This is a genomic window from Variovorax sp. GW821-FHT09A10, assembly GCF_059418385.1.
In genome coordinates this window covers 1,079,376-1,103,661 of record NZ_JBWKPT010000002.1, presented here as the reverse complement: position 1 = coordinate 1,103,661, position 24,286 = coordinate 1,079,376, and the positions used below count along the sequence as shown (strand labels likewise).

Sequence of the window (24,286 nt, the reverse complement as noted above, 5' to 3'; positions counted from 1 at the left end):
CCGCTTCAGCGCACCGGAATGTCGAAGCTTCCGCCGAAACCGGTCGCTGCGGACGCAGCACCGTCGGGGGTGGCCTGGCGCGCACGCCAGTGGTAGCGCCCGCCGAGCGCGAAGGGGCCGACCGTCATGCCGGTGGCGTAGACCGCAGGCTCGTTGACCAGCAACACGGCGAAGTCAGGGCTGCGCGAGAGTTCGAAGGTGTAGCGTTGGCCCGCGAGGCCCGGCCAGCGGACCTCCACGCGCCCGTCCGAAAGCACGGACGATGTGCCCTGGCCGCCCGCGCCGCCTTCGACCGCGGGCAGGTAGACCGCGCCGTCGCCCGGCAGCCCTTCGAGCCGGGCAGCGTCGAAGGCCGTGAGGCGCAACTGGTAGAGGCCCGACGGCAGTTCTGCCGGCACCGTGAAAGAAGGTCCCGGGCCGCGTTGTTCGTACACCGGCAGCAGGAAGCGCTCGTCGCGCGCCAGTTGCAGGCGGTAGGTTTGCGCGCCCGCAACGGGCGTGAAGCGGAACGTGCGGTCGTTGCGCGCCGTCGTTTCAGGCACCAGCTGGGGCGCCGGCAGCAGGCCCTGCGCCTGCGACGGGCCGCTCTCCAGCAGCACCGCGCCGCGGCCTTCGCGCAGCACGAGCGGCGGTTCGGACTGCGCGGGGCCTTGCACGACCACCTCGCCCGAGATCACCTCGCCCGTCAGCACGCCGTCTTCGTCGCGCACGCGAAAGTGCGTGCCCCGCACGCCCAGGCCCATCGACCGCGCGCGGATCTCGAACTGCTGGTTCGGCTGCTGCTTGTGCACCTGCGATTCGACGCGGCCCTCGATCAGCCGCAGTCGCACTGTGGTCGCGTCGATGGCCAGCACCTCGAGCGCGCTGCGCGAGGGCAGCACGACGCGGCTGCCACCCGTCACCCCGAGGGTCACGAAGGCGTCGGTGCCGGTGATGAGCGTGTCGCCGGCCTGGATCGGCATGCCGGGCGTGAGCGCCTGTTCGGGGACGCCCGCGCGCTTGCGCGAGGCCCGACCCTCGACCGCGGTGACCACCGCGGCGCCCTCGGGCACCAGCCGGCCGTCGGCAAAGTACAGCACCGTGCCCGGCTGCAGCAGGCGCGGCTCGCCCACCTGGTTGCGCTGCTGCACTTCGGGCCAGCGCAGCGGCGTGTCCAACTGCTGGCCCGAGATGCCCCACAAGGTCTCGCCGGGCTTGACCACATGCGGCGACTGCGCGTTCGCGGCCATCGCGGCGACGAGCAATGCGGCACCGGCCACGAGGCGATGCAGGCGAGGCCTGGTGTCGCGCGTCGCCATCACGCATCCACCTGCGGTTGTTGCGTGGATTCGAGCCGGTAGCCGCGGCCATAGACCGTGCGCAGGCTCAGTCCGCTTTCGGCTTCGAGGCCGAGCTTGCTGCGCAACCGGTAGATGTGGCTGTCCAGCGTGCGCGAAGGCAGCTCTTCGGTGCTGTAGCCGGCGCTTTCGAGCAGATGGGCGCGCGACACCACGTCGCCCATGTGCTGGAACAGCGTCAGCGCCAGCTTGAATTCACGGTCGGTGAGGGCATGCCGCTGCGGCGGGGCGTCGTCGCCCGGCGCGGGATGGATCAGCACGCTTTGCGACACCCGTTCGAACTCCCAGCGGCCGAAGCGCTCGCCGTCGGACGGCGCCACCGGCACGCGCCGGGCCATGAGGCGCTGCACGCGTGCACGCAATTCCAGCGGTCGGAAGGGTTTGACGATGTAGTCGTCGGCGCCGAGGGTGAGGGCCTCCACCACGTCGTGCTCGGAGGCACGCGAACTCAGCATGAGCACCGGCACCTTGTCGGTCTGCCACTTGCGCAGCCACTGCAGCAATTCGACGCCGGCCAGGCCGGGCACGTTCCAGTCGAGCACCAGCAGGTCGAAGCTCTCGCGCCGCAGCGCCTGTTGCAAGGTCGACCCGTTCGAAAACGTGATGCAGGTCACATTCGTCTCGCCAATTGTTAACAGCTGCTCGAGTGTCCGCACGAGGTGCGAGAGCTGGTTCGGGTCGTCTTCAAGGATGGCGATGCGCATGGACTCCAGGGGTGGCGGTGGCAATTTTGACAGTGAATCCACGCCCGAAATCTGACGAATTCCGTAGCGTAAACGTTAGCAACATTGTTGGCGATGGTTATGAAGTAGTAAAGAAATTCACAAATGCAGACTAAAGCTGGCTGCAAATCTGACCAAACCTCACGCGGGCCCCTTGGCCTTCGGAGGCCCCCGACATCATCCGCCCCCTGTAGCGCCACCCGGCGCTCCGATCACTCCACATCTCCGGTTATCTCCGCTCGCCATGTCGCGATCCTGCGGGGTGCGGCCGGCTTGCATTTGAGGAACAGGGGAAATGAACAAGTCTTATCGGTCCATCTGGAATGAGGCGCTGGGCGCCTGGGTTGCTGCGTCGGAAATTGCCTCCGCTCGAGGTAAGAAAAGCCGCAGCGCGCAACGCCAGCTCGCGGCGCTGGGCCTGGGCATGCTCCTGCTGGGCGGACCGGCGCTCGCGCAGGTGGGGGTCCTGACGCCGAACCCGGACCCCAGTGCGTGGCTGACGATCGGACCGGAGCCGGGGGCGGGTGTGCCGAACAAGGGCGTCCTGATGCCGCGTGCCGCGTTGACCGACGCCACGACCTGGGGTCTCGCCGCGCCCACGCCGGTGGACGGCATGGTGGTCTTCAACACCACCGCGGGCACCTCGGCCAACGGCCTCGGCGTCGGGCTGATGACCTGGAAGAACGGTCGTTGGGTGAATGTCGACGAGACACCCTACCTGCACGTGAACTCCACGGCGGTCGGCAACTCGACGCAGGCCAACTCGGGCGCCATCGGCGCCAACAGCGTGGCGATCGGGCCCGATGCGAAGGCGCAGGCGGCCAATACGGTGGCGATGGGCAACGGCGCCCAGGCGCTCATGGACGGCGCGATTGCCATCGGCCAGGGCGCCAATACTGGACGGCAAACGGCCGCGAAGGACGCCATCGCCATCGGCACAGGCGCCAGCACGGGGGAGTACGCGCAAGCCGCCATCGCCATCGGCGCCAAAGCCGTCGCGGGCTCGGGCCGACCGGGCGCCATCGCCATTGGCGAAGGGGCGCAGGCGATCGGGGGCAATGCCATCGCCATGGGCAATGGCGCTGTTGTCAACGGGGCGTCGTTTGCCGTCGCCGTGGGTGATGCCGCGAAGGTGGCCGGCGAATACGGTGTGGCAGTCGGTTCGGGCGCGCAGGCCGGCGGTTCCTACGCAACGGCGGTCGGCCCTGGAGCCGGCACCTCTGCCACGGGCGAGAGCAGTGTCGCCATCGGTCATGCAGCCGGCTATTCCGTGACCGGTGCCACGAACGTCGCCATCGGTCGCAGTTCGGGGCGAGGCCTCACGGGCGAGGGCAATATCTCCATCGGTGCGGATGCGGGCAACAGCGGAACCGCGCGCAACCACAGCGTGGCCATCGGTACCAACAGCGTGGTGCAGGCCGACTCGGCCATCGGCATCGGTCAAGGGACCATCGCCGGCGGCGCCAACGCCGTGGCCATCGGCGGCGACGCGACGCAGGGCGCCAACGGCGTCGCGGGCGCCGCCCGTGCCGAAGGCGCTCGCAGCGTGGCGCTGGGTTACGGCGCCATGACCAACAGCGCCGACAGCATTGCGCTGGGCGACAGCACGACCAACGGCACCGACACCATCGCGGCAGGACGCGGCGCGCTGGCGCAGGGCACCTTCGCCACGACCATCGGCGCCAACACACAGGCCACGGCCCTCAATGCAACGGCGGTGGGTGCTGCGGCAAGCACCGCCGACGCCGCGCAGGCCACGGCCGCGCGCGCCACCGCGTTGGGCTACGGCAGCCTGGCCAGCGGCACGGACAGCGTGGCCATCGGCGACAGCACCGCCAGCGGCGCCAAGGCGATCGCCTTCGGCAGCGGCGCGCAGGCCAAGGGCACCCAGTCGATCAGCATCGGCACGGGCAACGTCGTCAACGGCAACAACAGCGGCGCCATCGGCGACCCGACCGTGATCGACGGCGCCAACAGCTACAGCGTGGGCAACAACAACACGCTGGGTGCGGCGGCGAGCAACACCTTCGTGCTGGGCAACAACGTCAACGTCAACGTGGCCAACGCCACGGCACTGGGCGATTCGACCAGCGTGACCGTGGCCGACGGCGTGGCACTGGGCAGCAAGTCGGTGGCGAGCACGGACAAGGGCGTGGCGGGCTTGGACCCGGCCACGGGCCTGGCCTCGACGGACACCTCGGCCACGTGGAAGAGCACGCTGGGCGCGGTGAGCGTGGGCGGCAATGGCCAGACACGCCAGATCACGAACGTGGCGGCGGGCACGCAAGCCACCGACGCAGTGAACGTGGCGCAACTTCAGGCTGCGCAGGCCGCGGCGACCACGCACTACTACAGCGTGAACGATGACGGCAAGCAAGGCGGCAACTACAACAACGATGGCGCCAGCGGCAAGAACGCGATGGCTGCCGGGGTCGGCGCCCAGGCCTTGAAGCGAGGTGACGTCGCGATGGGCTTCCAGGCCGTCGCCAGCGGGGCAGACGTCCTGAACGGGCCGACCGAGAACTGGAGTTCCGTAGCGGTCGGCACCTATGCCACCGCCACCGAAGGCAACTCCGTCGCCCTGGGCGGCTCGGCCAAGGCCGAGGGACGCGGCACGGCGCTGGGTTCGCGCGCCGAAGCCGGCTACGACACCGTCGCGATCGGCACCTTCGCGGGCATGGGCCGCCCCGCCAAGGCCGACCCCAACGATTTCAGCAATTCGCTCAACACCTTCGTCGGCAGCGGCTCGGGCGTGGCCGGCAATGGCGCGCGCAATTCCTACGTCGGCAACCAGGCGGGCGTGTCCGTGCAGGGCGACGAGAACGCCGGCATGGGCTACGGCGCGGGCGGGCTCTCGGCCGGCAACCGCAACGTCGCGGTGGGCCAGCGCGCCGGCCAGTTCGTGACGGGCGACCAGAACATCAACCAGGGCACGATGGCGGGCTTGCAGTCCAGGGGCAGCAACAACATCGCACTCGGCACCCTGGCCAGCGCCAACCTGGCGCTGGCCGCGCAGGACCCGAACGCCCCGATCTCCCAGGCCGCCGTGCAGGCGGCGAACCTGGCGGCGCAGACCGAGTACATGGGCTTTCTGGCCAAGCGCGGCGTGACCGAGGCCGGCCTGGCCGACGGCACCTACACCCTGGACGCCAGCGGCAACGTCATCGAGGCCAGCAGCGGCAATGTGCTGGTCACCGCCGCCGAGCTGCAGACCTCGGTCACCCAGGCCTTCCAGCGCAACGGCGTGGCCGGCATCGACGCCAGCCGCACGACGGCCATCGGCCACCTGTCGCGCGCCACCGGCGACGACGCCGTGGCGCTGGGCTCGTCGGCGGTCGCCGGCGACAAGGCCGCCGTGGCCGTCGGCACGGCGAGCAAGGCCTTCGGTGTGTCCAGCGTGGCCGTGGGCGACAGCGCTTTCGCGCAGGGTGAAGCTTCCATTGCCATGGGCAAGGGCGCGCAGGCCAACGGCACGCAGTCGATCAGCATCGGCACGGGCAACGTCGTCAACGGCAACAACAGCGGCGCCATCGGCGACCCGACCGTGATCGACGGCGCCAACAGCTACAGCGTGGGCAACAACAACACGCTGGGCGCCGCGGCGAACAACACCTTCGTGCTGGGCAACAACGTCAATGTCAACGTGGCCAATGCCACGGCACTGGGCGATTCGACCAGCGTGACGGTGGCTGATGGCGTGGCGCTGGGCAGCAAGTCGGTGGCGAGCACGGACAAGGGCGTGGCGGGCTTCGACCCGGCCACGGGCAAGGCCTCGACGGACACCTCGGCCACGTGGAAGAGCACGCTGGGCGCGGTGAGCGTGGGTGGCAATGGCCAGACGCGCCAGATCACGAACGTGGCAGCGGGCACGCAAGCCACCGACGCAGTGAACGTGGCGCAGCTGAAAGCGGGCCAGACGCACTACTACAGCGTGAACGACAACGGCGTGCAGGGCGGCAACTACGCCAACGACGGCGCCACCGGCATCAACGCACTGGCGGCGGGCGTGGGCGCCCAGGCCAACGGCGAGCGCAGCGTGTCCATCGGCTACCAGGCCGGCGTGGGTGCCAGCGCCGGCCTGGCCGGCCAGAACAACGTGGGCATCGGCACCGAAGCGGGTGGCGGTGTCGTGGGGTCCAGCAATACCGCTGTGGGCTCCGCCGCAGGCAAGGACGTGGCCGGCAGCTCGAACGCGGCGTTCGGCATTGCGGCGGGCCAGGGCGTCCAGGGCGACTACAACCTCGCGATGGGTGTCTACAGCGGCATTGGGACCAAGGGCACCTACAACACCGCGATCGGCGGCAGCGCGGGCCAGGCCGTGACCGGCAACGACAACATCGCCATGGGCGACCTGTCGGGCGCCTCGGTCGTCGGCGATACGAACGTCGGCATCGGCGCAGCGGCGGGGGCCGGCACCAAGGGCAACAGCAACGTCGCCATCGGCACCCTGGCGGGCGTGGTCGATCCCGCGACGTTGAGTGGCATCGCCGCCGACAACACGGTGAGCATCGGCAACAGCGCCGTGGCCAGCAAGAACGACGGCGTTGCCATCGGCCGCCAGGCGCAGGCCAGTGCGGCCAACGGTGTCGCGCTCGGCGCGGATTCGAAGGCGACGCAGGACGCGGCGGCGCTGGCGCTCAAGAACGCCTATGTGCCGGCGGGCGCGACGGTCGTGGCCGGCGCCGTGCCGGTGGGCGAGGTGTCGGTGGGCAGCGCGGGCAAGGAGCGGCGCATCACCAACGTGGCGGCCGGTTCGGACAACACCGATGCAGTGAACGTGAGCCAACTCAAGGCGGCGCAGACGCACTACTACAGCGTGAACGACAGCGGGACGCCAGGCGCCAACTACAAGAACGACGGCGCACTCGGACAGAACTCGCTGGCCGCCGGCGTGAACGCCAGCACCGCGACCGGCGCGCGGCGCTCGGTGGCCGTGGGAACCGACGCCAGTGCGCAGGCTGAAGAGAGCGTGGCGGTCGGCCCCTCGGCGACGGCACTGCAGAACAGCGCCACGGCCATCGGCAGCAGCGCGCGCGCCGACGGCGCCACGGCCGTGGCGATCAATGGCCAGGCGACCGGCACCCAATCCACCGCCATCAACGGCATTGCCAACGGCACGGCGGCGGTGGCGATTGGCGGCGCCTCCAGCGGCACGGCCAGGGCCGAAGGCTTCAGCGCCATCGCCATCGGGGGGCAGGCCCAGGGCGACAACACCGTGGCCCTGGGCTGGGCGGCACGCGTGGACAACGCCGAGAACGCCATGGCACTTGGCGCGAACTCGCGTGCCAACGTGGCCGACGGCGTGGCGCTGGGCAGCGGGTCGGTGGCCGACAGGGCCGCCGGCGAGCCCGGCTTCGACCCGCGCACCGGCACGTTCAGCACGGCCTCCACCCCGACCTGGAAGAGCACCCTGGGCGCGGTCAGCGTGGGCAACGGCACCGACACCCGGCAGATCACCGGCGTGGCAGCGGGCACCGCCGAGACCGATGCGGTGAACGTGGCGCAGCTCACCGCCGCGCAGACGCATTACTACAGCGTGAACGACAACGGCACGCAGGGCGGCAACTACGACAACAAGGGCGCGACCGGCATCAATGCGATCGCGTCAGGCGTGGATGCCGTGGCCGCGGGCGTGGGCACCGTGGCGGTCGGCAACTTGGCCGGCTCGGGCAGCACGGCGGCTGGCAACTCGCACAACACCTTCGTCGGGTACGCCGCGGGCCGGCAGGTTGCGGGAGCGGACAACACGGCCGTCGGCAACAGTGCCGGTGTGTCGGTGACGGGCGGGACCAACACCGCGCTCGGGGCGAGCGCGGGCGCCCGCGTCACCGGGGATTCCAACATCGGCATCGGCGTGAATGGCGGGGCGGTCACGACCGGTTTCTCCAACGTGGGCATCGGAAGTTCCGCGGGGCAGGGCACCAACGGCGCCTTCAACGTGGCGCTGGGTGGTCTTTCCGGCGGCGGGGTCCAGGGCAGCGCCAACGTCGCGGTCGGCTTGAACGCGGGCCAGAGCATCAGCGCCAGCAACACCGTCGCCATCGGCACCCGTGCCAAGGCCACGGGCGACAGCGGCGTCAGCATCGGCACCGATGCCAGTGCCACCTATGCGAACGCGGTGGCACTCGGTGCCAACAGCACCACGGCCACGGACCTGGCGACGTTGAACGCGAACGCGGCCTATGTGCCGCCGGGCGCCACGTCGGTCGCCGGCGCGACGCCGGTGGGCGAGGTGTCGGTAGGCGGCGTGGGTGCCGAGCGGCGCATCACCAACGTGGCGGCCGGCGCGGTCGATACCGATGCGGTGAACGTGAGCCAGCTCAAGGCCGTCGATGCGACCGCCAACGCGGGATGGAATGTGGCGGCCAACGGCGAAGCCACGGGGGGCAATGTCGCACCGGGCGCCAAGGTCGACTTCAGCAATTCGGACAGCAACATCGCGATCGCGCGCACCGGCACCAATCTCGACTTCAAGCTCGCTGACGATGTGAAGGTCAACAACAGCGTGACGGTGGGGCAAAGCGTGCTCAACACCACGGCCCTGACGGTGAACGACGGTGCGGGCAATGTCACGAAGACGACGGCAGCGGGCACCACGGTGACCAACGGCACGACGACCACGGTCGTCGCGGCCGGTGGCGTGACCAGCGGCAGCGTGAATCTCAGTGGTGTCACCAACGACATCCAGGGCCTGAGCAACAAGACGCTGACTGATCCGAGCTTTGCGACGGTGGGGCGCGCAGCGACCGAAGAGCAACTCAAGATCGTCAATGACACGGCCAGCGCAGGCTGGAACGTGGCAGCGAACGGCGAAGCCACGGGCAGCAACGTGGCGCCGGGCGGCAAGGTCGACTTCAGCAACTCGGACAGCAATGTCACGATCACGCGAAGCGGTACGAATCTCGACTTCAAGCTGGCTGACGATGTGAAGGTCAACAACAGCGTGACCGTGGGGCAGAGCGTGCTGAACACCACCGGTCTGACGGTCAACAACGGCACGACCACCACGGCGGTTGCCGCCGGTGGCGTGACCAGCGGGACGGTCAACCTGAGCGGCGTGACGAACGACATCCAGGGCCTGAGCAACAAGACGCTGACTGATCCAAGCTTTGCGACGGTGGGCCGTGGGGCTACGGAAGAGCAGCTCAAGATCGTCAACGACACGGCCAGCGCAGGTTGGAACGTGGCAGCGAACGGCGAGGCCACGGGTGGCAATGTGGCACCTGGCGGCAAGGTCGACTTCAGCAACTCCGACAGCAACGTCACGATCACCCGCAGCGGCACGAACCTCGACTTCAAGCTGGCTGACGACGTCAAGGTCAACAACAGCGTGACGGTGGGCCAGAGCGTGCTGAACACCTCCGGTCTGACAGTCAACAACGGCACGACGACCACGGCGGTCGCCGCCGGCGGCGTGACCAGCGGAACGGTCAACCTGAGTGGCGTGACGAACGACATCAAGGGCTTGAGCAACAAGACATTGACCGACCCGAGCTTTGCAACGGTGGGCCGTGGGGCCACGGAAGAACAGCTCAAGCTCGTCAACGACACGGCCAGCGCGGGCTGGAACGTGGCAGCCAACGGTGAGGCCACGGGTGGCAACGTCGCTCCGGGTGGCAAGGTCGACTTCAGCAATTCGGACAGCAACATCGCGATCACGCGAAGCGGTACGAACCTCGACTTCAAGCTGGCGGACGACGTGAAGGTCAACAACAGCGTGACGGTGGGCCAGAGCGTGCTCAACACCACGGGCCTGACCGTGAACGACGGCGCGGGCAATGTCACGACGACGTCGGCGACAGGCACGACCGTGAACAACGGCACGACCACCACAGCGATGGCTGCCGGCGGCGTGACCAGCGGAACGGTCAACCTGAGCGGCGTGACCAACGACATCCAGGGCCTGAGCAACAAGACGTTGACCGATCCGAGCTTCGCGACCGTGGGCCGTGCAGCGACCGAAGAGCAGCTCAAGATCGTCAACGACACGGCCAGCGCAGGCTGGAACGTGGCGGCCAACGGCGAAGCCACGGGCGGCAATGTCGCACCGGGCGGCAAGGTCGATTTCAGCAACTCGGACAGCAACGTCACGATCACCCGCACGGGCACGAACCTCGACTTCAAGCTGGCGGACGACGTGAAGGTCAACAACAGCGTGACGGTGGGCCAGAGCGTGCTGAACACCACCGGCCTGACGGTCAACAGCGGCACCACGAGCACGGCGGTGGCCGCAGGCGGCGTGACCAGCGGCAGCGTGAACCTCAGCGGTGTCACCAACGACATCCGGGGTCTCAGCAACACGACGCTGACCGACCCGAGCTTTGCGACGGTGGGGCGTGCGGCCACCGAAGAGCAACTGAAGAAGGTCAACGACACCGCCGGCGCAGGCTGGAATGTCGCGGCCAATGGCGAAGCCACGGGCGGCAATGTCGCGCCAGGCGGCAAGGTCGACTTCAGCAACTCCGACAGCAACATCGCGATCACCCGCGCCGGCACGAACCTCGACTTCAAGCTCGCTGACGATGTGAAGGTCAACAACAGCGTGACGGTGGGGCAGAGCGTGCTCAACACCACGGGACTGACGGTCAACAACGGAACCACGACCACCGCAGTGGCCGCAGGCGGCGTGACCAGCGGCAGCGTGAACCTCAGCGGTGTCACCAACGACATCAAGGGCCTCAGCAACACGACATTGACCGATCCGAGCTTCGCGACGGTGGGGCGTGCAGCCACCGAAGAGCAGCTGAAGAAAGTCAACGACACCGCCAGCGCAGGCTGGAATGTCGCGGCCAATGGCGAAGCCACGGGCGGCAATGTCGCGCCAGGCGGCAAGGTCGACTTCAGCAACTCCGACAGCAACATCGCGATCACCCGCACCGGCACGAACCTCGACTTCAAGCTGGCTGACGATGTGAAGGTCAACAACAGCGTGACCGTAGGCCAGAGCGTGCTCAACACCACGGGTCTGACGGTCAACAACGGCACGACGACCACGGCGGTTGCCGCCGGCGGCGTGACCAGCGGAACGGTCAACCTGAGCGGCGTCAGCAATGACATCCAAGGCCTGAGCAACAAGACGCTGACCGATCCGAGCTTCGCGACGGTGGGCCGTGGGGCCACGGAAGAGCAGCTCAAGATCGTCAACGACACCGCCAGCGCGGGCTGGAATGTCGCAGCCAACGGCGAAGTCACAGGTGGCAATGTCGCACCGGGTGCCAAGGTCGACTTCAGCAACTCCGACAGCAACATCGCGATCACGCGCACCGGCACGAACCTCGACTTCAAGCTGGCCAACGACGTGAAGGTCAACAACAGCGTGACCGTGGGACAGAGCGTGCTCAACACCACGGGCCTGACCGTGAACGACGGCACGACCACCACGGCCGTTGCCGCCGGCGGCGTGACCAGCGGCACCGTCAAGCTCAGCGGCGTCAGCAACGACATCCAGGGCCTGAGCAACAAGACGCTGACCGACCCGAGCTTTGCGACCGTCGGCCGCGCTGCGACGGAAGAGCAACTGAAGCAGGTCAACGACACCGCCAGCGCAGGCTGGAATGTCGCGGCCAACGGCGAAGCCACGGGCGGCAACGTCGCACCGGGCGGCAAGGTCGATTTCAGCAACTCGGACAGCAACATCGCGATCACGCGCACGGGCACGAACCTGGACTTCAAGCTCGCCGACGACGTGAAGGTCAACAACAGCGTGACGGTGGGCCAGAGCGTGCTGAACACCACGGGCCTGACGGTGAACAGCGGCACGACCACCACCGCAGTCGCGGCCGGCGGCGTGACCAGCGGCAACGTCAAGCTCAGCGGCGTCAGCAGCGACATCCAGGGCCTGAGCAACAAGACGCTGACCGACCCGAGCTTCGCGACCGTGGGCCGCGCAGCGACCGAAGAGCAGCTCAAGCTGGTCGACGCCACGGCCAGCAAGGGCTGGAACCTGAGCGCGAACGGCGAGGCGAGCCCGCAGAACATCGCACCGGGCGGCACGGCCAACTTCGCCAACGGCGACAACATGGTCGTCACCCGCAACGGCAACACGCTGACCGTGGCCACGGCCAAGGATGTGAAGTTCGACAGCGTGACCACCGGCGACACGGTGATGAACAACGCCGGCGTGACCGTCGGCCCGAACGTCACCCTCGGCGCCACCGGCCTGACCATCGTCGGCGGTCCGAGCGTGACCACGGCGGGCGTCGACGCGGGCGGCAAGGTGATCACGAATGTCGCGCCGGGCGTGGCCAACACCGATGCGGTGAACGTCAGCCAGCTCAAGGACACGGTCGCCGAGAGCAAGACCAAGTACTACAGCGTGAACTCGACCGGCGGCGGCAACGAGAACAACGACGGTGCCACGGGCGCCGACGCGATCGCTGCGGGCAAGGACGCACAGGCGACGGCCGTCAACGCGGTGGCGATGGGCACGGCGGCGCAGGCCGCGGGCGTCAGCGCCACGTCGATCGGCAATGCCGCCTGGGCGATGGGCGACCGCAGCACGGCGGTGGGTTACTTCTCGACCGCCGACGGCATCGACAGCGCGGCCTTCGGCGCCTGGGCGCGGGCTGCGGGCAACGGCAGCGTGGCTGCGGGCGCGGCCTCGAACGCCTCGGGCGTGGCAAGCGTCGCGATGGGCGCGGCGAGCGCCGCGGTCGGCGATGTGAGCGTGGCAGTGGGCGCAGGCAGCACGGCCACCGCGACGGGTGGTGCGGCATTGGGCGCAGGCTCGGTGGCAGACCGCGCAGCGGGCGTGAAGGGCTATGTGCCGCCGGAGGCGACCGCGGCACAGGCGGATGCCATCGCCGCCACCACCAGCACCACGGGTGCGGTGGGCGTGGGAGACGCCGCCAACGGCGTGTTCCGCCAGATCACCGGCGTGGCCGCCGGCTCCGCACCGAGCGACGCCGTGAACGTGGCGCAGCTGCAGGCGGTGGCCAGCCAGGCCGCGGCGGCGGGCAGCAAGTGGATCACCGGTTCGCCGACGACCTACGTGGCACCCACGTCCACGGGCACCGACAGCACGGCGGTGGGCTCGGGCGCGGCCGTCAAGGCCGACCAGGGCGTGGCGATCGGCACGGGCGCCGTGGTCACCACGAAGAACAGCGTCGCGCTGGGCAACGACTCGACCACGGCGGAGGCCAAGCCCACCAAGGAGGTCACGCTCCAAGGCACGACCTACCAGTTCGCCGGCACCAAGCCGGTGGGCGTGGTGAGCGTCGGCTCGGAGGGCAACGAGCGCCAGATCACCAACGTCGCGGCCGGCGAGATCAGCGCCACCAGCACCGACGCGGTGAACGGCAGCCAGCTGTACGCGACGAACCAGGCGATCAACAACATGACCACCGGTGGCGGCGGCATCAAGTACTTCCACGCCAACTCGAAGGCGGCCGACTCGAACGCCGCCGGCGCCGAGAGCGTGGCCATCGGGCCGAACGCGGTCGCGCTGGGCAACAACGCCATCGCCACCGGCAACGGCGCGCAGGCCAAGGCAGCCGGCAGCATCGCGCTGGGTGCCAACAGCACGGCCAGCTCGGCCAACAGCGTGGCGCTGGGCGACGGCGCGGTGGCCAACCGCGCCGGCATGAACGGGCAGCGCGAGATGTTCTCGAACACCGTGGTGCAGTCGGGGCAGGGTGCGGTGTCGGTCGGCTCGACCGGCAACGAGCGCCAGATCACCAACGTGGCCGGCGGCACGCAGGCCACCGACGCGGTGAACGTGCGCCAGCTGCAGGCCGTGCAGCAAAGCGCGGTGCGCTACGACACGAACGTGGACGGCAGCGTCAACTACAACAGCGTGACCATGGGCAACGGCGCCTCCACCGGCCCGGTGACGGTGCAGAACGTGGCACCGGGCGTGGCACCGACCGACGCCGTGAACGTGCAGCAGCTCAACCAGGCCGGCGCGGCCAACATGGCCTACACCGACGCGCGGGCCAACGCGCTGGGCGGCGAGATCCGCAACGTGGCGAAGAACGCGTATGCCGGCGTGGCCGCCGCCATGGCCGTGCAGATGCCGGGCACCTCGGTGCCGGGCAAGACGGTGATGCGTGTGGGCTACGGCACCTTCAAGGGCGAGAGCGCGGTGGGCATCAGCTTCCGTCGCACGGCCGAGAACAACGGCTGGAGCATGACCGGCGGCGTAGGCATGAGCCGCGCCGGGGCGGCGGCCACGGTCGGTGCCGAGTGGGTCTTCAATTGAAGCGGGAGAGCAAAAGAATGATCAAGATGAACCGAACCCTGTCCGCCGTCGCCCTGGCGGCGGTGCTTGCGGCCCTTCAAGGCTGCGCCTCGCCCGGCGCCGCCATCGACAAGGACGCGCAGGCGCGCGCCGCGGCCGAGAAGCCGGCGCCGCCCAAGCCCGAGGAGTTTCCCGACCTGGGCAGCGCCAAGTGGAAGCAGGGCGCCTTCCCCGGCGTCGACAAGTTTCAGCGCGTGCGCCCGGGCATGGGCAAGGACCAGCTGCGCGAGCTGCTGGGCTGGCCGCACTTCAGCGAAGGGCTGTGGGGCGTGCGCGAGTGGAACTACATCTTTCACTTCTACACGGGCAAGGGCAGCGACTACACCACCTGCCAGTACATGGTGCGTTTCAACGGCAGCGAGCTGATGACCGGCGGCTGGTGGAAGAACCCCGACTGCGCCTTGCTCGCGCAACCGCCGCTGGCCACGCCGATCCCGGCCAGCACGAAGCTGGCACCGCCGCAGAAGGTCACGCTCAGCGCCGACGGGCTGTTCCGTTTCGACGGCGCCTCGCTCACCGACCTGCAGCCCGCAGGGCGCGCGCGGCTGGAGCACCTGGCCGGCGAGCTGCGCAACAACTTCCGGTCGCTGCACTACATCGTGGTGACGGGCCACACCGACCGGCTGGGCGGCGACGCCTACAACGAGGCGCTGTCGCTGGAACGTGCCAACACCGTGCGCGATCTGCTGGTGCAGCAGGGCCTGGACCGCAAGCTGATCCGCACCGCGGGCATGGGCAAGCGCCAGCCGGTGGTGTCCGATTGCGAAGGCACCCAACGCACGCCGGCGCTGCTGCAATGCCTGCAGCCCAACCGACGGGTCGAGCTCGACATCGCAGGGGAGCAGTGACGATGAACGCGCCCGCTCCTTCGGGGTACCGGATCGCGCTGGTCGATTCCGACGCCCTGCAGCGCGCCTGCACCGGCAACTCGCTGACTGCATTGGGGGCCGACTTCATCCCGTTCGTGCGCATCGCCGACCTGATCCAGGCGCTGGAGGTGGGCCAGCGCTTCGACGGGGTGATCGTCGGGCTGCATGCCGATGCGCAGAAGACGGTGGCGCGCGTGCCCGCCATGCACCAGGCGGCCGACTGGATGCTGCCGCTGCTGTACCTCACGCACCGCTCGGAGCTGGAGAGCGTGGAGTCGGTGCCCGTCGCGGTGCGCGCGCAGCGCTCTTTCGAGCTGCTGCTGACGCCCGTGTCGAACGAGGATCTGGGCGTCTGGCTGGGGTCGCTGGACGGCCGGCTGAAGCCGGCGCGGCTGATTCGCGTGGGGGCGGACGCCTGACGCGTGCCCGGGGCCCGGCCCGATGCAGGGCCGGGCCTGTCAGAAATTCACGGCAAGGGCGGCATGGCGTGGCCGGCCTCGTCGCGTGAACTCCCTCTCCTTGACGGGTTTGGACACGGGCCACACCGGCACCAGCCGGTAGCCCTGCTTGTAGACCGCGCGCAGCTCGTACCCGTTCTCGGCGCACAGGTCCAGGCGCTTGCGGATGTTGGCCGCGCACACGTCGAGCACGCGCGTGCCTTCATAGGGCGTGGTCTTGTCCCAGATCGATTGCCACAGCCAGTCGCGCGTGATCACCTGCCCGGCATTGCGGAACAGGGTGACGGCGAAGGCGTACTGGCGCGGCTGCAGGCGGATGCGCCGGTCGCGCAGCAACACGGTGTGGGCCATGTCGAGAAAGCTGTAGGGCCCCCAGGCCGGCGGGCCGAGGCTGGCGGTCTGTGCGGCATGCCGGGCGCGCAGCAGCAGGGTGCGCATGCGCCAGGCCAGCTCGTTCATGGCGTCGTCGATGCCGGCGCCGTGCAGCTCGATGAAGTCGTCCCAGCCCGGCGCGTCGCGCCAGGGCAGGAGCTGTTCCCAGCGCTTGTCGCGCACGATGAGCAGCGTCTGGATGTTCAGCGCCCGGCAGGCGGCAAAGAGGCTGCGGGAGGCCAGTTCGTTGTCGACCACCACGAGCAGCAGATCGACCTGTCGGCCGCTGTCCAGCGACGCAAAGAAGTCGGCCAGGCTCGAGAACTGGAAGGCGTCGTAGCCCAGGAGGGGCAGGTTGTGCAGCAGCTGCCCGCCGGTCACGCCCTGTTCGTCGAGCAAGGCCACGCGCGTGGTGAGCGGCATGGCTCAGGACGCCTTCTTGCCGTCCCGGGCCGCCAGGACGACGGTGCCCACGGCGCACACCGCGAACAGGATGCCGGTCGGAACGGCGCCGATGCTGCCCAGCAGCCCGCTGTACAGGTCGGTCAGCATGGCGATGAGCCGGTTGCCGCTGGACTGGCGGCTCAGGTCGTTGGCAATGAATGCGTTGAACGACAGCACGGCGAACACCAGTGCCACAAAGCCAGCCACGATCCACTTCACGATGTTTTGCTCCCTTTTCCCCCGGCGCGGCGCAGGCTGGCCGCCCGGGTCCTTCGATGCTAGTGGCGGCTTCGAGGGAGGAGTCTGATGAATTCTTTCAGCGCGGTTCGCGTCGTCGACGGGCGGCGGGCGGGTGGCTTGGGGCGGTGGGAAACAGCCCGGAAAAATATTTTTCCGAATTTTTTCCGCCCGCTGCCTGTTTCGCAGGCACTGCGTTGCAGGCCCCGCCAGGCAACGGTTTCGCGCGCTGCACACACGGTTTTCCACAACGTTGTCCCCATCGGATTGGGAAAACGCGTCATTTCGATGTGGTAGGGCCGCTGGAGGGGGCGCGGCGGACAAAAAAATACCCGCCGGGGCGGGTATTTCGAGGGGCCCCCGAAGGGGCGCGCTCTAAGGCAAACAGAGAGCTCTTCTTCTGCGGCCCTGTTGCGTGACAGCGAGTGCATCGTCGGCGACGGCGGGCGCCCGGCGTGTCAGCTGAAAAATGTCGTAACCGTAGGACAAGTTAAAAAGTGTGAAGAATTTGGCACTTTTTCGGGCTTCCGGGGATACCCTCGGTCCGAACGATCGTGCAGAACTGTCGGTGTTGTCCGACAAGCCGGGGGCGGCCCGGGCCCTAAATTTTGCGGACTCGCTTCAAGTGCGGGTTCTCTGTGCGTGACAGCAATCCAGAGATTCAGCCCAGCATCGTGCTGGGTTTTTTTTGCCCGTTTTGGGGTGCTTTGGGCCCGTCAGCGCAGGAAGACGTGCTCCATGAACTGCCGGATCGGGTACTGGATCACTGTCTGCACCCGGGCCGGCAGCTCCAGCGGGCGCATCAGCATCTTGAGCGTGGCGCCGGGGCTCAGGTTGTTGCGGATCGTGCTGTTCATGCGCGCGCTGAGCTGCTGCACGTAGGCCGCGTCGCCGGCCCGGTGCGGGGCGCGGGCCTGCACCACGTGGCGGACGGCGCAGTCGGCGTCCTCGCTTTTCAGCTCCAGCGTGCGCCGGCCGATGGTGCCCATCACGCGGAAGCGGTTCAGCCGCTCCTGTGCGCGGTAGCGGCGGAAGAACCGGAAGAAGTGCTTGTAGTGGTTGACCTCGTCGGTCGCGATGCGCGTGGCCAGGTCGCGCAGCACCGGCTCGGTGGTGCTGCGGGCCATGGCGCGGTAGTAGGTGGCGGTGCCGGTCTCGACCACGCAGCGGGCGGTCATTTCCAGGGCGCGGGTCGGGGCCAGCAGCTCGACCTTGCAGTAGGTGGCGTACTCGTCGAGGAAGCCGCGGTAGGCGCTTTCCCAGGGAAATTCGGGCCAGACGTGTTCCACGTAGGCGCGCAGGGCCCGGCCGTGTTGCAGCTCTTCCTGCTCCCAGTGGTTTGACAGCCACTCGGTGACCTCGTCGTCGCCGCGGAAGAAATCGACCAGGTTCTGCGTGTACAGGTCGGAGCCGCTCTCGATGAAGGAGGCCGACGCCACCAGGTAGAAGAGGTTTTCGTCCGAGCGCACCTGCTCGCGTGCGATGCGGGAGAAATCGAGGTCTTCGATCTTCCAGTGTTCCGACGCCTGACCCGCCATGCGTGCTCCTTGATTCATGTTGCCGATGAAAACAGGGAAGAAACAGGCTGCAGCCGGGGAGGGCGCGCACCGCTTCAGCCGTCGATATTAGCCCCGGCTTGCGGATCGCGCGTGCGCATGGCCCGTGGCGGGCCCGGGCACCATGCGCAAACCTATAATCGATTGTTCAAGCAAATCAAGCAGTTAGGCCGGTTCAACGCAGTGGTTTCGACGCAGGGTCGCCATCGCCAGGCCGCCCCCGACCGCAGACGAAATCCAAAGATGAGCCAGCCCACATTCACGGTCGCGGACATCCGCAAGACCTTTCTCGATTTCTTCGCCTCCAAGGGCCACACGGTGGTGCCTTCGAGCTCGCTGGTGCCGGGCAACGACCCGACGCTCATGTTCACGAACTCGGGCATGGTCCAGTTCAAGGACGTGTTCCTCGGCGAAGACAAGCGCCCCTACGTGCGTGCCGCCTCGGTGCAGGCCTGCCTGCGTGCCGGCGGCAAGCACAACGACCTCGAGAACGTGGGCTACACCGCGCGCCACCACACCTTCTTCGAGATGCTGGGCAACTGGAGCTTCGGCGACTACTTCAAGCGCGACTCGCTGAAGTGGGCCTTCGAACTGCTGACCCAGGTCTACAAGCTGCCGGCCGAAAAACTCTGGGCCACCGTCTACATCGAGGACGACGAGGCCTACGACATCTGGACCAAGGAAATCGGCCTGCCGCCCGAGCGCGTCGTGCGCATCGGCGACAACAAGGGCGGACGCTACATGTCCGACAACTTCTGGATGATGGCCGACACCGGCCCCTGCGGCCCGTGCTCCGAAATCTTCTACGACCACGGCCCCGAGATCCCCGGCGGCCCGCCCGGCTCGCCCGATGAAGACGGCGACCGCTACATCGAGATCTGGAACAACGTGTTCATGCAGTTCGACATGCAGCCCGACGGCTCGGTCAAGAAGCTGCCGGCACCCTGCGTCGACACCGGCATGGGCCTGGAGCGCCTGGCGGCGATCCTGCAGCATGTGCACAGCAACTACGAAATCGACATCTTCGACGCGCTCATCAAGGCCGCAGGCCGCGAGACCGGCACGCAGGACCTGTCGAACAACTCGCTGCGCGTGATCGCCGACCACATCCGCGCCACCTCCTTCCTGGTGGCCGACGGCGTCATTCCGTCGAACGAAGGCCGTGGCTACGTGCAGCGCCGCATCGTGCGCCGCGCCATCCGCCACGGCTACAAGCTGGGCCAGAAGAAGCCCTTCTTCCACAAGCTGGTGCCCGACCTCGTGAAGCTCATGGGCGACGCGTACCCCAAGCTGGTGGCCGACGAGAAACGCATCATCGACACGCTGAAGGCCGAGGAAGAACGCTTCTTCGAAACGCTAGCCAACGGCATGGAAATCCTCGACGCAGCGCTGGCCGGCGATGCCAAGGTGCTGCCGGGCGACGTCGCCTTCAAGCTGCACGACACCTACGGCTTCCCGCTGGACCTGTCGGCCGACGTGTGCCGCGAGCGCGGCCTGAGCGTCGACGAAGCGGGCTTTCACGCCGCGATGGAAAAGCAGAAGGCCGCGGGCCGTGCCGCCGGCAAGTTCAAGATGGACCGCAACGTCGAGTACGCCGGCGCGGGCAACACCTTCACCGGCTACGACCACCTGGAAGAAAGCGCCAAGGTCGTCGCGCTGTACCTCGACGGCGTGGCCGTCGACGCGCTGAAGGAAGGCCAGAGCGGCATCGTGGTGCTCGACACCACGCCCTTCTATTCGGAAAGCGGCGGCCAGGTCGGCGACCAGGGCGTGCTCGTGGCCGAAGGCGTGCAGTTCGGTGTCGACGACACGCAGAAGATCAAGGCCGACGTGTTCGGCCACCACGGCACGCAAACGCAAGGCACGCTGAAGGTCGGCGACGCGGTCAAGGCCGCGGTCGACACCGCGCGCCGCGCCGCCACCATGCGTAACCACTCGGTCACCCACCTGATGCACAAGGCCCTGCGCGAAGTGCTGGGCGACCACGTGCAGCAGAAGGGCTCGCTGGTCGACGCCGACAAGACGCGCTTCGACTTCGCGCACAACGCAGCCGTCACGCGCGAGCAGATCCTCGAGATCGAGAAGCGCGTCAACGCCGAGATCCTGGACAACGCGCCCACGCAGGCGCGCGTGATGGACCTCGAATCGGCCCAGAAGACCGGCGCCATGATGCTGTTCGGCGAGAAGTACGGCGAGACCGTGCGCGTGCTCGACATCGGCACCAGCCGCGAACTGTGCGGCGGCACCCACGTGGGCCGCACGGGCGACATCGGCCTGTTCAAGATCGTCAGCGAAGGCGGCGTGGCCGCCGGCGTGCGCCGCATCGAAGCCGTCACCGGCGCCAACGCGCTGTCGTACCTGCAGGACCTCGAATCGACCGTGCACAGCGTGGCCGCCACGCTCAAGTCGCCGGCCGCCGAGCTGCAGGGCCGCCTCTCGCAGGTGCTCGAGCAGGTCAAGACGCTCGAACGCGAAGTGGGCGCGCTCAAGGGCAAGCTCGCGTCGTCCAAGGGCGACGAGCTCATCGCGCAGGCGGTGGACGTCAACGGCATCAAGGTGCTCGCGGCCAAGCTCGACGGCGCCGACGCCAAGACGCTGCGCGACACCATGGACAAGCTCAAGGACAAGCTGAAGACCGCCGCCATCGTGCTGGCCGCCGTCGATGGCGACAAGGTGCAGATCGCCGCCGGTGTCACGGCCGACAGCATCGGCAAGGTCAAGGCCGGCGAGCTGGTCAACTTCGTGGCCCAGCAGGTCGGTGGCAAGGGCGGCGGCAAGCCCGACATGGCCATGGCCGGCGGCACCGACGCCGCGGGCCTGCCGGCCGCGCTGCAATCGGTGCAGGCCTGGGTCGCCCAACGGACCTGAGGTCCTTTCCGCTCACTACCCACACAGCACTTCATGTCCGACGCGATCCCCGGTGAAGTGCTCGTGATGGGGGCGGGCACCATCGGCTGTTTCATCGGCGGCAGCCTCGCGGCGGCGGGCGTGCCCGTCACCTTCGTCGGCCGTCCGCGCGTGCTCGACAAGCTCGCGCGCCACGGCCTCACGCTCACCGACCTCGACGGCGCCCGGCACAAGCTGGCGGCGCCCACGCTGCGCCTGTGCGAGCAGGTGCCGGTGGGTGCGCGGCCCGCGCTGGTGCTGCTGTGCGTGAAGAGCGGCGCCACCGCCGAGGCGGCGCGCGAACTGGCCTTTGCGCTGCCGGCCGGCACCACGGTGGTTTCGTTGCAGAACGGCATCTCGAACTGCGCCGCCGCGGGGCAGGCCGGCCCTTCGCTCAACATCCGCGCCGGCATGGTGCCGTACAACGTGGCCGAGATCGGCGACGGCGCCTTCCACCGCGGCACGCCCGGCCGGCTGGCCGCGGAAGACGACCCCGCATTGCGTGACTGGCTGCCCGTGTTCGAGCGCGCCGGCGTGCCGCTCGACCTGCATGCCGACCTGCTGCCGGTGCAGTGGGGCAAGCTGCTGCTCAACCTCAACAACCCGGTCAATGCGCTGTCGGGCCTGCCGCTGCGCGACGAGCTCATGCAGCGCGGCTACCGCCGTTGCTTCGCGGCGCTGATCGATGAAACGCTGGGCGTGCTGCGCACGGGCGGCATCGTGCCCGCGCAGGTCGCGGCCGTGCCGGCGCGGCGCTTGTCGGGCCTGCTGCGGCTGCCCGACTGGCTGTTTCGCATCGTCGCGGCACGCATGCTGCGCATCGATGCCAAGGCCCGCTCCAGCATGGCCGACGACCTCGCATTGGGCCGCCGCACCGAGATCGACGCGCTGAGCGGCGAGGTGGTGCGCCTCGCGCAGGAGCACGGCCTGAGCGCGCCGCGCAACGCGCGCATGGTTGCGCTGCTCGAGGCCTGGCCGCAACAGCCGAAGCGCTGGACGGCGCGCGAACTGCAGGACTCGCTGGGTCTCTAGAGCCCGTTCATCCGCACATTCACTCTGCCGGAGCCATCCGATGCCCCACCATTTCGACGACCCCGAAGAGGGCCTCGCCCGCGAGACCAGCCACCCGCGCTTCGTGACGCTTGCCGCGGACGATTTCTACTACGACCAGGCCGACGACTTCAGCCCCTTCGGCAGCGATGACGGCAACGACACGCTCTCGTCGCTCGAAGACTGGTACCGCGACGGCGGCAAGAACGGCAAGGTCGCGGGCTTCCTCAAGGCGATGCTCGCCGACTGGGACTTCGGCGTGCCGGAATCCATGCACCGGGCCGATGCCGACGTGCGCGAGACATGGCTGGCAAAGGAAGACATGCACGAGACCTTCCTGCAGTCCGAATGCCGCGCGCGCGTCGCGACGGCCTTCGGGCAGCTCAAGATCACGGGCGAGGTCGATCCAGCGATGCGCGACGAGGCACTGGCCGCCATTGCATGCCAACTGGCGCTGAACGAGCGCGCCCGTGTGCGCCATCCCGGCTGGCCGCACGCCGACGAGAACGAAGCGCGCCTGACCTCGATGCAGGCCGTGTTGAACGCCCTCTGACGGGCGCATCCGCCGAAGCTGCCGGGCCGTCGACGAGGCCTGGGTGCTGCTTTCCATCGACCTTCTCGCGCAAGGCCCGCGAGATGTCGTGCGCAGCAGGTCGCCAAGCCTGTACCCTCGGCCCATGGCGGCTTTCAAGAGGGAGGGGTTGTCATGCAGGTCCTGATTCTCGGCAGCGGTGTCATCGGCACCTCGGTGGCGTACTACCTGGCGCGCGCCGGGCACGCGGTGACGGTGCTGGAGCGCCAGCCGGCGCCCGCGCTCGAAACCAGCTTCGGCAACGCGGGCGAAGTCTCGCCCGGCTACTCGGCGCCCTGGGCCGGGCCCGGCGTGCCGGTCAAGGCGATCAAGTGGATGCTCATGCAGCACAGTCCGCTGGTCATCAAGCCGATGCTCGATCCGGCCATGTGGCGCTGGGGCCTGTCGATGCTGCGCAACTGCACGCAGGCGCGCTACGAACTCAACAAGGGCCGCATGGTGCGGCTGGCCGAATACAGCCGCGACTGCCTGAAGGCGCTGCGCGCGGACACCGGCATCCGCTATGACGAGCGCATGCAGGGCACGCTGCAGCTCTTTCGCACGCAGGCGCAGCTCGACGGCACCGCCAAGGACGTCGAGGTGCTGAAGGCGTCCGGCGTGCCCTACCAGGTGCTCGACCGCGACGGCTGCGTGTTGCATGAGCCCGCGCTCGGCGCCGTGAAGGACAAGTTCGTCGGCGGCCTGCGCCTGCCGGGCGACGAGACCGGCGACTGCTTCAAGTTCACGCAGGCACTGGCCAAGCTCGCTGAGACTGAGGGCGTGCAGTTCCGCTTCGGCGTGAACATCCAGGCCCTTGAGCACGAAGCGGGGAAGGGCGTGACCGGGGTGCGCACCGACCAGGGCCATTTCACCGCCGACCGCTACGTGGTCGCGCTCGGCAGCTACTCGCCCGCACTGGTGCGGCCCTTGGGCATCGACCTGCCGGTGTACCCGGTCAAGGGCTTCTCGATCACGGTGCCCATCACCGACGCGAGCGGCGCGCCCGAATCCACCGTGATGGACGAGACCTTCAAGGTCGCCGTCACGCGCCTGGGCGATCGCATCCGCGTGGGCGGCACGGCGCAGCTCTCGGGCTTCGACCTGGCGCTCGACGCGCGGCGGCGCGACACGCTCGAGCACGTCGTGACCGACCTGTTTCCGCGCGGCGGCCCGGTGCGCGATGCGTCCTTCTGGACCGGCCTGCGCCCCATGACGCCCGACGGCACGCCGGTGATCGGCGCCACCCGCGTGCCCAACCTGCTGCTGAGCACCGGCCACGGCACGCTCGGCTGGACCATGGCGGCCGGCACCGGCCGCGTGATGGCCGACCTGGTCGCGGGCAGGGCGCCCGAAATCGACATGGAAGGCCTGACCGTCGCGCGCTACGGCGGGTAGCCCAACCCCGCTTTCCCCCTCGAAGGGCGGCCCGAAACGGCCGCCCTTTTTCTTGGGCCGCACACCCCGGCGTCACCTCAACTAGGGTTTTTACCTAGTCATGAAGTTGCCTTCGTCGGTATTCTCGCGGTGTTCCATTAATAAATCGTTG

At 68.5% G+C, this 24,286-nt stretch carries 12 protein-coding genes; 7 read left to right on the top strand and 5 right to left on the bottom strand.

Annotation, left to right across the window (positions count from 1 at the left end; genetic code table 11):
* Window positions 1-5 precede the first annotated feature (5 nt).
* Window positions 6-1,298 carry a FecR family protein gene (locus AC07Q9_RS11910; RefSeq protein ID WP_495309539.1) on the bottom strand — a complete coding sequence of 431 codons (1,293 nt, stop codon included), beginning with the start codon at window positions 1,296-1,298 and terminating at the stop codon, window positions 6-8.
* Window positions 1,298-2,041, bottom strand: a complete 744-nt coding sequence (locus tag AC07Q9_RS11905) for a response regulator transcription factor (protein ID WP_489057108.1) — start codon at window positions 2,039-2,041, stop codon at window positions 1,298-1,300. The genes AC07Q9_RS11910 and AC07Q9_RS11905 overlap by 1 nt, the downstream gene beginning before the upstream one ends.
* 313 nt (window positions 2,042-2,354) lie before the next feature.
* Here AC07Q9_RS11905 and AC07Q9_RS11900 point away from each other — a divergent pair, with 313 nt between their 5' ends.
* From AC07Q9_RS11900 to AC07Q9_RS11890, 3 genes are read left to right on the top strand one after another with little or no spacing between them, the layout of a single operon-like run.
* Window positions 2,355-14,258, top strand: coding sequence for an ESPR-type extended signal peptide-containing protein (locus tag AC07Q9_RS11900; protein WP_495309537.1), 11,904 nt, complete (start codon window positions 2,355-2,357; stop codon window positions 14,256-14,258).
* Window positions 14,259-14,284: 26 nt separating this feature from the next.
* On the top strand, window positions 14,285-15,145 hold the full coding sequence (locus AC07Q9_RS11895; RefSeq protein WP_495309535.1) for an OmpA family protein: 861 nt from the start codon (window positions 14,285-14,287) through the stop codon (window positions 15,143-15,145).
* Between the two features lie 2 nt (window positions 15,146-15,147).
* Window positions 15,148-15,585 (top strand): hypothetical protein, encoded by a 438-nt coding sequence (locus AC07Q9_RS11890; RefSeq protein ID WP_369647328.1) that lies wholly within the window; start codon window positions 15,148-15,150, stop codon window positions 15,583-15,585.
* 39 nt (window positions 15,586-15,624) lie between these two features.
* Here AC07Q9_RS11890 and AC07Q9_RS11885 read toward each other — a convergent pair whose 3' ends face one another.
* From AC07Q9_RS11885 to AC07Q9_RS11875, 3 genes are all read right to left on the bottom strand, one after another.
* Complete coding sequence (locus AC07Q9_RS11885) at window positions 15,625-16,419, bottom strand: winged helix-turn-helix domain-containing protein (RefSeq protein ID WP_495309534.1); 795 nt, start codon at window positions 16,417-16,419, stop codon at window positions 15,625-15,627.
* 3 nt (window positions 16,420-16,422) lie between these two features.
* Window positions 16,423-16,659 carry a hypothetical protein gene (locus tag AC07Q9_RS11880; RefSeq protein ID WP_492678465.1) on the bottom strand — a complete coding sequence of 79 codons (237 nt, stop codon included), beginning with the start codon at window positions 16,657-16,659 and terminating at the stop codon, window positions 16,423-16,425.
* 734 nt (window positions 16,660-17,393) lie between these two features.
* Window positions 17,394-18,215, bottom strand: a complete 822-nt coding sequence (locus AC07Q9_RS11875; protein WP_495309533.1) for a ferritin-like domain-containing protein — start codon at window positions 18,213-18,215, stop codon at window positions 17,394-17,396.
* Window positions 18,216-18,476: 261 nt separating this feature from the next.
* On the opposite strand from AC07Q9_RS11875, the gene alaS reads away from it, so the two are divergent.
* The 4 genes from alaS (at window position 18,477) to AC07Q9_RS11855 (ending at window position 24,135) form a co-directional block, all read left to right on the top strand.
* Complete coding sequence (gene alaS / locus AC07Q9_RS11870; protein ID WP_495309531.1) at window positions 18,477-21,101, top strand: alanine--tRNA ligase; 2,625 nt, start codon at window positions 18,477-18,479, stop codon at window positions 21,099-21,101.
* Window positions 21,102-21,134: 33 nt separating this feature from the next.
* Window positions 21,135-22,151, top strand: a complete 1,017-nt coding sequence (locus tag AC07Q9_RS11865) for a 2-dehydropantoate 2-reductase (RefSeq protein ID WP_495309529.1) — start codon at window positions 21,135-21,137, stop codon at window positions 22,149-22,151.
* Between the two features lie 40 nt (window positions 22,152-22,191).
* Window positions 22,192-22,722, top strand: coding sequence for a MolR family transcriptional regulator (locus tag AC07Q9_RS11860; RefSeq protein ID WP_495309528.1), 531 nt, complete (start codon window positions 22,192-22,194; stop codon window positions 22,720-22,722).
* Between the two features lie 153 nt (window positions 22,723-22,875).
* On the top strand, window positions 22,876-24,135 hold the full coding sequence (locus tag AC07Q9_RS11855; RefSeq protein ID WP_495309527.1) for a D-amino acid dehydrogenase: 1,260 nt from the start codon (window positions 22,876-22,878) through the stop codon (window positions 24,133-24,135).
* The last annotated feature ends 151 nt before the right edge of the window (window positions 24,136-24,286 follow it).

Coding starts and splice junctions, on each gene's coding strand:
- AC07Q9_RS11875 (WP_495309533.1), bottom strand. CDS start 18,215: ATGGCGGGTCAGGCGTCGGAACACTGGAAGATCGAAGACCTCGATTTC.
- AC07Q9_RS11890 (WP_369647328.1), top strand. CDS start 15,148: ATGAACGCGCCCGCTCCTTCGGGGTACCGGATCGCGCTGGTCGATTCC.
- alaS (WP_495309531.1), top strand. CDS start 18,477: ATGAGCCAGCCCACATTCACGGTCGCGGACATCCGCAAGACCTTTCTC.
- AC07Q9_RS11860 (WP_495309528.1), top strand. CDS start 22,192: ATGCCCCACCATTTCGACGACCCCGAAGAGGGCCTCGCCCGCGAGACC.
- AC07Q9_RS11895 (WP_495309535.1), top strand. CDS start 14,285: ATGAACCGAACCCTGTCCGCCGTCGCCCTGGCGGCGGTGCTTGCGGCC.
- AC07Q9_RS11905 (WP_489057108.1), bottom strand. CDS start 2,041: ATGCGCATCGCCATCCTTGAAGACGACCCGAACCAGCTCTCGCACCTC.
- AC07Q9_RS11855 (WP_495309527.1), top strand. CDS start 22,876: ATGCAGGTCCTGATTCTCGGCAGCGGTGTCATCGGCACCTCGGTGGCG.
- AC07Q9_RS11900 (WP_495309537.1), top strand. CDS start 2,355: ATGAACAAGTCTTATCGGTCCATCTGGAATGAGGCGCTGGGCGCCTGG.
- AC07Q9_RS11885 (WP_495309534.1), bottom strand. CDS start 16,419: ATGCCGCTCACCACGCGCGTGGCCTTGCTCGACGAACAGGGCGTGACC.
- AC07Q9_RS11910 (WP_495309539.1), bottom strand. CDS start 1,298: ATGGCGACGCGCGACACCAGGCCTCGCCTGCATCGCCTCGTGGCCGGT.
- AC07Q9_RS11865 (WP_495309529.1), top strand. CDS start 21,135: ATGTCCGACGCGATCCCCGGTGAAGTGCTCGTGATGGGGGCGGGCACC.